Below are 12,346 nucleotides of genomic sequence, written 5' to 3'. Positions count from 1 at the left end.
TTGATTTACTCAATCAAATCAGTATCATGCGCTCCGCATCGGGTCGTTAGCTCAGTTGGTAGAGCAGTTGGCTTTTAACCAATTGGTCGTAGGTTCGAATCCCACACGACCCACCAAATTCCCTAGGGAACGAAAAAGCCGGAGGCCGAAAGGTCATCCGGCTTTTTTATATCCGCAGTTTATAAAGCTATAAGAACGAGCGTGCGACACGGTTATTAAGGTCAATTCCTCTACGACCTTGGTATGTGACCCGAGCGTCTTTAAACGTACTAGACTGCCATCTTCCGATTTCTCAGTGGTTCGAGGCTCAAATGTATTCTGATCGCATCCGCTTGTCCTCCCTGCATAGCAAGGTCATGAGCGCCGACGAGGCCGCTACTCATGTGCTCGACGGTATGACTGTCGGCATGAGCGGTTTTACCCGTGCCGGTGAAGCCAAGGCCGTTCCCATGGCGCTGATCAAGCGCGCCAAGGAAAACCCGCTGAAAATCAGCCTGATCACCGGTGCCAGCCTCGGCAACGACCTGGACGGCCTGATGGCTGAGGCCGGTCTGCTGGCTCGTCGTATGCCGTTCCAGGCAGACGCAGCGCTGCGCAAGGCGATCAACGCCGGCGAGGTCATGTTCATCGATCAGCACCTGTCGCATACCGTCGAGCAGATGCGTAACCACCAGATCAAGAAACCCGATCTCGCGATCATCGAGGCCGTTGCTATTACAGAAGATGGTCACATCGTGCCGACCACGTCGGTGGGTAACTCCGCCAACCTGGCTCTGTTTGCCGACAAGGTGATCATCGAGCTGAACATGGCGCACAACCCCAACCTAGAAGGTCTGCACGACATCTACATCCCGGGTGAGCGCCCGAATCGCCAGCCGATTCCACTGCTGAAAGTTGATGATCGCATCGGCACTGGCGCCATCCCGATCGACCCGGCCAAGATCGCCGCTATCGTTGTCACGAACCAGCCTGATTCCTATTCCACTGTCACGCCGCCGGACGACGAGACTCAGGCCATCGCCAACCACCTGATCCACTTCTTCAAGAACGAAGTCGATGCAGGTCGTCTGAGCAACAGTCTCGGCCCGCTGCAGGCCGGTATCGGCAACATTGCCAATGCCGTGATGTGCGGCCTGATCGATTCGCCGTTCGAAAATCTGGTGATGTACTCCGAGGTGCTGCAGGACTCCACCTTTGATCTGATCGACGCGGGCAAGATGGTCTTTGCTTCCGGTTGTTCGATCACCCTGTCTGAGCGCTGCAACAACCGCGTATTCGGCAACCTGGAAAAGTACAAGGACAAGCTAGTTCTGCGTCCGCAGGAGATTTCCAACCATCCGGAGCTAGTGCGTCGCATCGGCATCATCGGCATCAACACCGCGCTCGAATTCGATATCTACGGCAACGTCAACTCAACCCACGTTGGCGGTACCAAGATGATGAACGGCATCGGCGGTTCGGGTGACTTCGCCCGTAATGCTCATATGGCCATCTTCGTCACCAAGTCGATCGCCAAGGGCGGCAATATCTCCAGCGTGGTTCCGATGGTCGCGCACGTCGACCATACCGAGCACGATGTCAGCATCCTGGTAACCGAACAGGGCCTGGCTGACCTGCGTGGCTTGGCGCCTCGTGAGCGTGCGCGTGCGATCATCGACAACTGCGTGCATCCGTCCTACCGCGATGCGTTGAATGCTTACTTCGATGCGGCGTGCAAGAAGGGTGGGCAGACGCCGCACCTGCTGCACGAAGCGATGGATTGGCATACCAATCTCGAAGAACGTGGACACATGCTCAAGGGCAAGTGATGCAGAGCCCGCCGACGAAAGTCGGCGGGCTTTTCAGTTCAGGCTGATCTTTTGTTGTTTCCCCATCCGCTTTCACTTTTCTGAAAGCTTCGGCTAGTATTCCGCCCCCTTGGTAACGGCAGGGGTGAAAGGCTCGGCCAGTCCTCGCTTCATCTCTTCCTTCGCTACGTCCGTATTCTCGGCCTCGATGGCTATAATCGGCGGCTCGTACAACCGCCGTGCTTGCAGGAACCAGCGAACATGACGCATATCCCCGAACGTATTCTTGTGCAGGCTCATCTGGCGGCCAAGCAGCCCAAGCCGCTGACGCCTGAGCAGGAGGCGCAGTTGCGCAGCGATATCGCCGCCGAGCTGAAGCGGCAGAATGCGGTGCTGGTTGCCCACTATTACACCGACCCGGTGATCCAGGCGTTAGCCGAGGAGACCGGCGGCTGCGTTTCGGATTCGCTGGAGATGGCAAGATTCGGCAATGAACATAGCGCGCAGACCGTGGTTGTCGCAGGCGTCAAGTTCATGGGTGAAACTGCAAAAATTCTTAATCCCGAGAAGCGCGTCCTGATGCCGACGCTGGAGGCCACCTGTTCGTTGGATCTGGGTTGCCCGGTCGAGGAGTTCTCGGCGTTTTGCGACCAGCATCCAGAGCGTACCGTCGTTGTTTACGCCAATACGTCGGCTGCGGTGAAGGCGCGTGCCGATTGGGTCGTCACCTCCAGTTGCGCGCTTGAAATCGTTGAGAGCCTGATGGACAACGGCGAAAAGATCATTTGGGCTCCCGACAAGCACCTCGGAAACTATGTCCAGCGTGAAACCGGTGCCGACATGCTGTTGTGGGACGGCGCTTGTATCGTTCACGAGGAGTTCAAGTCGAAACAGTTGGAGGACATGAAAGCGTTGTACCCCGATGCGGCTGTACTGGTTCATCCCGAGTCGCCCGAATCGGTGATCGCCCTTGCCGACGCTGTAGGGTCGACGAGTCAACTGATCAAGGCTGCTCAGACCCTATCCAACCCGATGTTCATCGTCGCTACGGACCGGGGGATCTTCTACAAGATGCAGCAGCTTTGCCCGGACAAGCAGTTCATCGAGGCGCCGACGGCTGGCAGTGGCGCCACCTGCCGGAGTTGCGCTCATTGCCCTTGGATGGCGATGAATACACTTGAGCGCACGCTTGAGTGCCTGCGCACTGGCAGCAACGAGATACGGGTCGATCCTTCTTTGATTCCGCGAGCGGTCAAGCCGCTCAAGCGCATGCTCGAATTCACTCAGGCCGCTCGCATCAGGCAGGCTGGCAACGCCTGACGCAAGAGCTTGGACGGGTTGTGAACCTGAGTCCTGCGGCAGCCTGAGGCTGCTGCAGACTCAACGCAACATGTCCTCCACCATACGTTTTTCTTCGATCAGCTGTTTCTGCCGGGCATCAATTCGTGCCGCGCTCTGGAAGTTGTTCGAGCGACGTTTGGCGAAGTCCAACTGCTCGATTGCCTGATCATAATCCCCAACAAGTGCGAAATATTCCGCGCGGGCCTGATGCAGGCCGATGATGTTACCGGTGAGGCCACGGATTTCTGCAACCTGATACCAGATGTCCGGGTCCTGTGGCCGGGCGTCCACCAGAGCGTCAAGCTCCTGCTCGGCATCCTGCAGTTTGTTTTCCTTGATCAACAGATCAATGTTCGCCTGGCGAACCGGATAATTTCCTGGGTAAAGGTCAAGCAAGCTCTGCATCCGCGCGCGCGCGGCGGCAAGGCGGTTGGCTGTGATGTCCAGCTCGATCTGGGCAAGGTTGTAGGTGGCATCGTCCGGTTCCTTTGCCAGCAATGGCTCAAGGTTCAACGCGGCTTCCTTCAGTTGGCCACTTTTCATCTGCGCCAGCGCCAGCCCGTAGCGAGCCGCGTCGAGGTTCGGATCGTCCGCTAGCATCGCGCGGAAGCGCTTGGCGCTGACCCCGGGCGTGCTTTCGAATTTCAGGTCCATGCGGGCGCGTAGCAACTGATACTTCAGACTGTCTTCGACGCCTGTATCGGGGTATTGCTCGGCGCGGTTCTTGGTGTCGGCAATACGTGATTCGGTGACCGGGTGGGTGAGAAGGAATTCCGGTGGCTTCTGGTCGTAACGATACTGGCGCATCAGGCGGCCGAACATCTCAGGCATGGCGCGCGGGTCGTAGCCGGCTCGTTCGAGGTTGATGATGCCAATCCGGTCGGCTTCTTGCTCGTTCTGTCTCGAGAAGCGACGCTGAGACTGAATTGCAGCCGCTTGGGTCGAAATAATGGCTGCGATGCCGGCATCGCCTGCACCAGCCGCAGCGGCGACGACACCGGCGAGCATGGCCGCCATCAGCGGTAGCTGCATACGTTTTTGCGCTTCCAGCCCGCGAGCGAAATGGCGTTGCGACAGGTGGGCCAGTTCGTGCGCGAGTACCGAGGCGTACTCAGCCTCAGTCTGCGCATGAAGGAACAATCCGCCATTGACCCCAATGATGCCGCCGGGCGCGGCAAAGGCGTTCAGCTGTGGACTGTCGAGCAGCACGAATTCCAGGCGACGATCCTGTAGCTGGCTGGTTTCGGCCAGGCGATAAACGCTGCGCTCCAGATAGTCCTTCAGCAGCGGATCGGACAGCTGAGGGACCTGGCCACGCAACAGGCTGAGCCAGGCTCTGCCCAGCTGATGCTCCTGCTCTGGCGAGACGATGCCGGAGCTGGAGTCGCCGAGCGAGGGAAGGTCGTTGGCTAGTACCGGCTGGCCGATCAGGCAGGCAAGTGTCAGCAGGGTAGGGCGCAGCAATTTCATCCAGACTGGCTCTTGAAGGCGGGAGCGCTACTGTAGCCTTGTGCTCGGGTCGCTGGCCAGAGCCGGGCGCAGCTCGGTATCCTGCAGCCCTTTCGAGGAGATGAACATGATTCAACAGGGTGCCCCCGGCATGGCCTGTGACGCCGAGCTGGATGCGGTCGGGCTGGCCTGCCCGATGCCGCTGCTAAAGGCCAAGCTGGAACTCAATCGACTGGCCAGCGGGCAAGTGTTGAAGGTCACCGCGACCGACCCGGGATCGCAACGCGACTTTCGCAGTTTCGCCAATCTGGCCGGCCATACGCTGCTGCACGAAGATGCGAACGAAGGGCTTTACCGTTACTGGCTGCGCAAGGCCTGACGGCTGTTAAGGAAGGCATATGCTCAACGTGTTACGGAGTTGGATACATCGCTATTTCTCGGATGAGGAGGCGGTGGTCCTTGGGGTTCTGCTGGTAGTCGCCTTTGCGACAGTGTTGACCCTCGGTCACATGCTGGCCCCGGTCATCGCCGGCTTGGTGCTGGCGTATCTGATGCAGGGGTTGGTCGGTGCGCTGGAGCGAATCAAGCTGCCGCATCTGATAGCGGTTTGGCTGGTGTTTTTGATGTTCATCGGTCTGCTGACCGTCTGCATACTGTTCTTGGCGCCGTTGATGTGGCAGCAGGTGCTGACGCTGTTCAACGAGCTCCCGCGAATGCTAGTGGAATGGCAGTCGCTGCTGCTTCTTCTGCCCGAGCGCTACCCCCAATTGCTCACTGAAGTACAGGTGCTGCGGGGTATCGATTTCATCCGCGGCGAGGTCGGTCGTTATGGCCAACTCATGCTCACATCTTCGTTGTCGAGCCTGCCGCTGCTGCTGAGCTTGATGATCTATCTGATCCTGGTGCCGATCCTGGTGTTCTTTTTTCTCAAAGATCGCCAACAGATTAACGATTGGCTCAGTGGTTACCTGCCGCACGAGCGAGGGCTGATCACCCAGGTCGCGCAGGAAATGAATGTGCAGATCGCTAACTACATACGCGGCAAAGCGATCGAGATTCTGATCTGTGGTGTGGTCTCGTATGCAGTGTTCGCCGCCCTTGAGCTGAACTATGCGGCGTTACTGGCGATGCTCGTCGGGATTTCGGTGGTGGTGCCCTATATCGGGGCCACTGTCGTTACCATTCCGATCGCATTGATCGGGCTCTTTCAGTGGGGGCTGGGCGACCAGTTCATCTACTTGATGGTGGCCTACGCCATTATCCAGGCGTTGGATGGCAACGTTTTGGTGCCGCTGTTGTTTTCCGAGGCGGTGAATCTGCACCCTGTTGCGATTATCTGCGCCGTGCTGCTATTCGGTGGCTTGTGGGGTTTCTGGGGCGTGTTCTTCGCGATTCCCTTGGCGACCCTGTTCAAGGCCGTGCTTTACGCTTGGCCGCGCCGGCCGCCCACCCTGCCGGTGGTGGAACACGTCGGATAGTTCCAAAGACGGACGCCGGAAGGGTGAATCGGCGGGGAGCGCAGCAGACGAGGCCACGGCAAACTACAAGCCGTAGTCTCAGCATTCCCGGTTTGCTGCGATGGAGCTTGGTAGGTCGCTCGGATCAGCCCTGGTGCAATGCTTGGGCGGCCTGCAGTACGGCGTCTACATGCCCTGGCACCTTCACCCCGCGCCATTCCTGCCGCAGCACGCCGTCAGCGTCGATGAGGAAGGTGCTTCGGTCTATGCCCAGATACTCCTTGCCGTAAAGCTTTTTCAGCTTGATCACGTCGAATAGCTGGCAAAGCTGCTCGTCTTTGTCGCAGATCAGCTCGAAGGGAAAGCCCTGCTTGGTCTTGAAGTTCTCATGGGTCTTCAGGCTGTCCCGCGACACGCCGAAAACGACCGTGTCGGCCGCAATGAAGGCGTCGTGCTGGTCGCGAAAGTCCTGGCCTTGCGTCGTGCAGCCCGGAGTATTGTCCTTTGGGTAGAAGTACAGGACCACCTGCTTGCCCTTCAACTCATCGAGGCTGACCTGCGTGTTGCTGGTCGCCTGTGCCTGGAAGGCCAGCACGGGTTGGTCAACGGCTACGGACATGGTGGTCTTTCCTAAATTAAGGGTTCTGAGGGCGCCAGGGTTCGATCAACGCATCCAGGTTCAGTGCATCGGCGAAATCGAGGAACTGGTCCCGCAGCCAGCTGATCTGTGTGCCAGCCGGCAATGTGACGGTCATCGTCGCGTTGAGCATGGTGCCGCCAGTTTGCGGTGCCTCATAGGTATCGCATGTAAGGGCTTCGAGCTCGACACGATGGTCGATAAAGAACTGGCACAACTCGTTGAGGATGTCTGGACGATAGGCCGAGCTGACATACGCCACATAGGGCAGCGCCTGCGGTCGAGTCTCCAGTGCTTCGCTGCGCACCACATTAGTGGTGAACTCGTGCTTCTTGGCCAGGCCGGGCAGGGCCGTCTCCATTCGAGCAAGCGCGTCCCAGCTTCCGGTGATCTCCAGAACCAGGGCACAACATTCGCCGTGTCGGGTCAGGCGCGTACTGACTACGGCGCAGCGATTCTCGTTGCTGGCTCGGCAAAGCACATTGGTGAGCGCCATCGGGCTCCGGCCCATGGCGCTGATGACGAGAAACTGTTCTCGGGGTACTGGGGGGGTGGACATGCAGATTCCTGGCGGTGATGAATCGGTCGGCCAGCCAAGCCGAAAATGGCTAAGGGTAGCGAAAAGCGTCGTCAGAGGGAATGCGTCGGCCGAGTAAGCCAGTTGACTGTCGCGCCGGTGCTCAGTCGTTCCGGCGGTTGATGCCTCCAGCGTACTCGCAAAGCGCTCGGGAGCCTTGTACCATTACGCCTCTCTTTTTCCGGCAGGAGTGGGTTGCATGATTGCGGGCAGTATGGTGGCGTTGGTCACTCCCATGGACGCGCAGGGTGGTCTTGATTGGGATAGCCTGAGCAAGCTGGTCGACTTCCATCTCCAGGAAGGCACCCATGCAATCGTTGCGGTCGGTACTACTGGCGAAGCGTCTACCCTCGAAGTGGCTGAGCATATCGAGGTGATCCGTCGAGTAGTCGACCAGGTCAATGGTCGAATCCCAGTGATCGCCGGTACCGGGGCCAACTCAACGCGTGAAGCCGTCGAGCTGACTGAAAACGCCAAGCAGGCCGGCGCTGACGCCTGTCTCCTGGTGACGCCGTACTACAACAAGCCGACGCAGGAAGGTATGTATCTTCACTTCCGTCACATCGCCGAAGCTGTAGCGATTCCCCAGATTCTTTACAACGTCCCCGGTCGCACTGCCTGCGACATGCTGCCAGAAACCATCGAACGCTTGGCCAAGGTGCCGAATATCATCGGCGTCAAAGAAGCAACCGGTGATCTCAAGCGCGGGCAGGAGGTGCTTGATCGCGTCGCCAAGGACTTCCTCGTCTATTCCGGCGATGACGCCACTGCCGTGGAACTCATGCTGATGGGTGGCAAGGGCAACATCTCCGTTACCGCGAACGTTGCGCCGCGCGCGATGAGCGAGCTGTGTACCGCTGCTATCGCTGGCGATGCCGACAAGGCGCGTGCCATCAATGCGCTGTTGATGCCGCTGCACCAGACACTGTTCCTTGAGGCCAATCCGATTCCGGTAAAATGGGCTCTGCACGAGATGGGTCTTATACCGGACGGCATTCGCCTGCCGCTCACCTGGCTTAGCCAGCGTTGCCACGAGCCGCTTCGCGACGCGATGCGTCAGTCCGGTGTGCTGGCCTGATAGTCTCAGGCGTACTGGTTTAATAATGAAGGAACATGCATGAAGCGATTGGCCGGCCTCTCGACCCTAGCCTTGATCATCTCTGGAACCAGCGGTTGTGGCTGGTTGTGGGGTGAAGACGGATACTTCCGCGACCGTGGCAGCGACTACCTGCAGGCACAGCAGGTGCCGCCGATGCAGGTGCCTGGCGATGTCGAGCTGCGCCCGATCGAACCCCTACTGCCAATCCCCCAGCAAGTAGCCGACAGCCGTGCGACAGGCGAGTACGAAGTGCCCCGTCCACAGCGTCTTGTTGCCGCCGAAGAGGCGAGCGAATACACCCTGCAGACATCTGAAGATGCGCGCTGGCTTGTTGCTATGCGTGCCCCTTCGCAAGTGTGGGCAGCTGCCCGTCAGTTCTTCACCGATAACGGCTTCCAGATTGCTGAAGAGCGGCCTCAAACCGGTGAGTTCGTAACCGCCTGGCAGACCCGCGATCAGCTCTCGCCAGCATTGGTGCGCAACCTTGGTCTGGGTGAAGGCGAAACCCGTGTAAGGGTTCGCGTCGAGCCCGGTGTGCAGCGTGATACCAGCGAGATCTTCTTGGTCAGCGTTCAGCGCCCCGCAGACAGCAGCGCCGATGTTGCCTGGCCCGACACACCGGCGAATGCGGAGCGTGATCGTGTACTGCTCGATGAGCTGCAGGCGGGGCTGAACAACAGCACCGCACAAGGTGGATCCGCCTCGCTGCTGGCTGAGCGCGAGTTCGACGCGCCAAGCCGTGTCACACTCAGTGAAGCCGGCAGCGGCGAGCCAGTGTTGCAGCTTGATACCGATTTCAACCGTGGTTGGTCGAGCGTCGGTCGTGCTCTAGCTGCGAGCGATATCCTCGTCGAGGATTTGGATAGAAGCCTTGGCGTTTACTACGTCAATCTGGCGGAAGGCGCGGCTAATCCAGACGAGAAGCCAGGTTTCTTCTCGCGCTTGTTCGGCGGAACCCCTGACCGCGAAGAAATCGAAGCCCGCGCCGAACGTTATCAGGTACGCGTGACCGCCGTGGGAGACAAGGTACAGGTCACCCTCGACAAGGATCTCGACACCGTTGCTCCGGCTGAAACCTCGCGACGCGTGCTGAATATGCTCAAGGACAACCTGGACTGATTCTGCAAAACAGTCCGCTTCGATCAAGTCAGGCGAAACCTTTCGGTTTCGCCTGTTTCGTTTGATGACTGATCCAATCGTTGCGGCTGCGCTGTTGCGCAAGCCGGCGTAGGTTCGGCAACCGCGAGAATCGCCATGACCACTCCCAATTCCCTCAGCCTGAAGAAAATCTATTCCGGCAAGGTGCGTGATCTGTACGAGATCGACGACAAGCGCATGCTGATGGTCGCCACCGACCGGCTTTCCGCGTTTGATGTGATCCTAGCCGAACCGATCCCGGAGAAAGGCAAGATCCTGACCGCCATTTCAAACTTCTGGTTCGACAAGCTTGCGCAGCTGGTCCCTAACCATTTCACCGGCGACAAGGTCGAGGACGTTGTATCTGCCGCGGAGCTGCCTCTGGTAGAGGGGCGGGCAGTTGTGGCTAAGCGTCTGAAGCCTGTGGCAGTCGAGGCCATCGTGCGGGGCTATATCGTTGGCTCAGGCTGGAAGGAGTACCAGCAAAACGGAACCGTCTGCGGCATCAAGCTGCCAGCCGGCCTGAAAGAGGCGGCCAAGCTGCCGCAGCCGATCTTTACGCCGTCGACCAAGGCGGCCGTGGGCGATCACGACGAGAACATCTCCTTCGAGCAGTGCGAAGCCATTATCGGTAAAGAGCTTGCGGCGAAGGTGCGCGATACCTCGATCGCGCTGTACAGCGCAGCAGTCGCGTACGCAGCAACGCGGGGCATCATCATCGCCGATACCAAATTCGAGTTCGGCCTTGACGAAAACGGCGAGCTGACACTGATGGATGAAGTGCTTACGCCCGACTCCAGCCGCTTCTGGCCTGCAGACAGTTACGCTGAAGGGAGCAACCCGCCGAGCTTCGACAAACAGTTTGTCCGCGACTGGCTAGAATCCACCGGCTGGAACAAGGAGCCGCCAGCCCCGCCTGTTCCAGCTGATGTGGCCCAGAAGACTGCCGACAAATACCGTGAAGCGCTGACGCGCCTGACCAGCTAATTGGAGGCGACCGGGCGGGGCTGATCACTGCAGCCAGCCTGGCTGTCGCGATATGGCGCCGTTAAAAAATCTGAGCAGTTGGGTTAGACAAAACATACCGAGCTGTTATGATGCGCGCCGCTGGAGAGATGCCGGAGTGGCCGAACGGGACGGATTCGAAATCCGTTGAACTGGCAACAGTTCCTAGGGTTCAAATCCCTATCTCTCCGCCACTACATATAGCCTAAGCCCCCGAAACTCCTAAAGTTTCGGGGGCTTTTGCGTTTCTGCGGTTTGTTTCCGTCACCGCCTTCACTTTGCACCCACGCCTGGGCGATCGCTTGCCCCGATAGGCGCCCCGCACCGACGATGTCACTTTGGGCCGCATTCGATAGGGGCGGCAACTAGTGAGGGCGTATAAAAACCCCTGTTGGCATTTGCACGGCGGATCTCAGGGCGCAGGCATGCTGCCAGCGTTAACGGGTCCGCAGTGATAGGGGCCGCTTGCAGCATCAAGTGCTAATACCGTTCTAGGCGAAGGTGTGATGGTTGCCCCATTGGAGTGTTGTCGGGCGATGAACCATTGCGCGGCGAATGGTGCGTTCGCCCCTTGTTTTATCGGAATGCAGGTTAATTCCGCGATACCGGCTGGTGGTCATCCAGGTGCCGCAGACCGGGCTGGGTCCTGTTGTGTGCTGATCAGCTTATTGTTTAATCGCTGCGGCTTGAATGATGCGTCCATACAGTTGCTCGAGGTTTTGCCAGGCAGTGGCCGTTTGAGCGCTCTGTGGCCCGGTGAGACTGTGTGTGACCGCCGCCGAGTGGCGAAGCAAGGCGAGCGCTTCGTTCAAGCGGCCTCTTTGCATCAGAAAAATGCCTAGATTGGTGCAGCTCTCCGCGACGAGCAGATGGTTTGTTCCCAGCGTGTTTTCACGCATGGTCAGCGCCTTGCGTAGCTCGCTCTCTGCAATCTCCAGATCGCCGGTTCGGCTGTAAAGCACGCCTAGACGGTTGTGTACATCCGCAACCCCTGGCGACTGCGACCCTTGCAGCTTTTGCCTGATTTCCAGCAGCCGGAGCAGTAGCTTTCTCGCCGCTGCATATTGCTGTTTCTCGGTGAGGGCGGTCGCCAAATTGAGCAGCGGGCCAGCCAATCGGACCTTGTCGTTAGGTGCGGTGCGCTCAAGCATCGATATGGCACTGCGGTAGTAACTTTCTGCCTGATCGGGTTGGCCGTTGCGCTGGCGCAAAATCCCCAGATTGTTGTAGGCGATAGCCGTTGCCGCTGACCCCGCCGGGTAGAGCCGCTCAAGTATGGCGATCTCTTCGCGGAACGAGCTTTCAGCTTTCGCTGCGTCCATCTGTGTATAGAGCATGCCCAGCGCGTGATGAGCCTGTGCCGTGGCTTCGGAATGGGGCCCCAGACTGCTTTGTCGTAGCTTCAGTGCTCGCAGCAGCAGCGGCTCCGCTTCAACAAGCTTGTTCTGGAGTTTCAACGAATCGGCAAGCTGATGCAGCGAAATGGCTTGCAGATGATGATCGCGCCCAAACGCCTTTTCGCGCGCCATCAGGCTTGCTCTGTACTGCGCCTCGGCCTCTGCGTACTGCCGCCGAAGCATGTACAAGCTGCCCAGGTTGTCATGCGCGCGTGCCAATGCTTCCAACTCTGCCCTTTGGCCACCCTTGGCCGCCTTCTGCTGGGCGCTTAACGCTGCGCTACATACCGACGGCGCCTGGGCGAGGTCCCGCTTGCGCAGTAGCGACTGGCACTCCGCGCTCGTCGCGAATGCCGAGCTGCCGGTCAGGCCCGCGAGTGCTGCGAGTAGAGCAGTCGCCAGGCTCATGCGGAACGACCTCGGCCTTTTATCTTCGCTGACCGGCCAGGAAACCTTGGAG

At 58.9% G+C, this 12,346-nt stretch carries 11 protein-coding genes and 2 tRNA genes; 9 read left to right on the top strand and 4 right to left on the bottom strand.

Annotated elements, in window-relative coordinates; all coding sequences use genetic code 11:
* Positions 1–40 precede the first annotated feature (40 nt).
* The 3 genes from RT21_RS05360 (at position 41) to nadA (ending at position 3,107) form a co-directional block, all read left to right on the top strand.
* Positions 41–116: transfer RNA gene (locus RT21_RS05360), tRNA-Lys, on the top strand.
* 195 nt (positions 117–311) lie between these two features.
* Positions 312–1,808, top strand: coding sequence for an acetyl-CoA hydrolase/transferase family protein (locus RT21_RS05355; protein ID WP_046161922.1), 1,497 nt, complete (start codon positions 312–314; stop codon positions 1,806–1,808).
* A 240-nt stretch (positions 1,809–2,048) separates the two neighbouring features.
* A complete protein-coding gene (gene nadA, locus RT21_RS05350) occupies positions 2,049–3,107 on the top strand; it encodes a quinolinate synthase NadA (protein ID WP_046161921.1) in 1,059 nt (352 codons plus the stop codon).
* 60 nt (positions 3,108–3,167) lie between these two features.
* Here nadA and RT21_RS05345 read toward each other — a convergent pair whose 3' ends face one another.
* The gene (locus RT21_RS05345) at positions 3,168–4,598 is read right to left on the bottom strand and encodes a M48 family metalloprotease (protein ID WP_045428710.1); all 1,431 of its coding nucleotides are present in this window, start codon (positions 4,596–4,598) and stop codon (positions 3,168–3,170) included.
* Positions 4,599–4,704: 106 nt separating this feature from the next.
* Between RT21_RS05345 and RT21_RS05340 the strand changes: the two genes are divergently transcribed.
* Positions 4,705–4,956: a sulfurtransferase TusA family protein gene (locus RT21_RS05340; RefSeq protein ID WP_045428708.1), complete on the top strand. Its 252-nt coding sequence runs from the start codon at positions 4,705–4,707 to the stop codon at positions 4,954–4,956.
* Between the two features lie 19 nt (positions 4,957–4,975).
* Entirely contained in the window at positions 4,976–6,055 is a 1,080-nt protein-coding gene (locus RT21_RS05335) for an AI-2E family transporter (RefSeq protein ID WP_046161920.1), read from the top strand.
* Positions 6,056–6,179: 124 nt separating this feature from the next.
* On the opposite strand, the gene RT21_RS05330 is transcribed toward RT21_RS05335, so the two are convergent.
* Both RT21_RS05330 and RT21_RS05325 read right to left on the bottom strand, forming a co-directional pair.
* The gene (locus RT21_RS05330) at positions 6,180–6,653 is read right to left on the bottom strand and encodes a peroxiredoxin (RefSeq protein ID WP_046161919.1); all 474 of its coding nucleotides are present in this window, start codon (positions 6,651–6,653) and stop codon (positions 6,180–6,182) included.
* Between the two features lie 16 nt (positions 6,654–6,669).
* Positions 6,670–7,230: a glycine cleavage system transcriptional repressor gene (locus RT21_RS05325; RefSeq protein ID WP_045428702.1), complete on the bottom strand. Its 561-nt coding sequence runs from the start codon at positions 7,228–7,230 to the stop codon at positions 6,670–6,672.
* 217 nt (positions 7,231–7,447) lie between these two features.
* Between RT21_RS05325 and dapA the strand changes: the two genes are divergently transcribed.
* The 4 genes from dapA (at position 7,448) to RT21_RS05305 (ending at position 10,683) form a co-directional block, all read left to right on the top strand.
* Positions 7,448–8,326 carry a 4-hydroxy-tetrahydrodipicolinate synthase gene (dapA, locus tag RT21_RS05320; protein WP_045428700.1) on the top strand — a complete coding sequence of 293 codons (879 nt, stop codon included), beginning with the start codon at positions 7,448–7,450 and terminating at the stop codon, positions 8,324–8,326.
* A gap of 39 nt (positions 8,327–8,365) precedes the next feature.
* On the top strand, positions 8,366–9,466 hold the full coding sequence (gene bamC / locus RT21_RS05315; protein ID WP_046161918.1) for an outer membrane protein assembly factor BamC: 1,101 nt from the start codon (positions 8,366–8,368) through the stop codon (positions 9,464–9,466).
* A 135-nt stretch (positions 9,467–9,601) separates the two neighbouring features.
* Positions 9,602–10,471, top strand: a complete 870-nt coding sequence (locus RT21_RS05310) for a phosphoribosylaminoimidazolesuccinocarboxamide synthase (protein WP_046161917.1) — start codon at positions 9,602–9,604, stop codon at positions 10,469–10,471.
* A gap of 122 nt (positions 10,472–10,593) precedes the next feature.
* Positions 10,594–10,683: transfer RNA gene (locus RT21_RS05305), tRNA-Ser, on the top strand.
* 471 nt (positions 10,684–11,154) lie between these two features.
* On the opposite strand, the gene RT21_RS05300 is transcribed toward RT21_RS05305, so the two are convergent.
* On the bottom strand, positions 11,155–12,294 hold the full coding sequence (locus tag RT21_RS05300; protein ID WP_046161916.1) for a tetratricopeptide repeat protein: 1,140 nt from the start codon (positions 12,292–12,294) through the stop codon (positions 11,155–11,157).
* Positions 12,295–12,346: the final 52 nt, after the last annotated feature.

Origin of the sequence: Pseudomonas sp. 10B238 (assembly GCF_000970615.1) — a bacterium.
Taxonomy (GTDB): Bacteria; Pseudomonadota; Gammaproteobacteria; order Pseudomonadales; family Pseudomonadaceae; genus Stutzerimonas.
The sequence above is the reverse complement of the archived record's forward strand: the minus strand, read 5'-3'. Positions and strand labels throughout refer to the sequence as shown.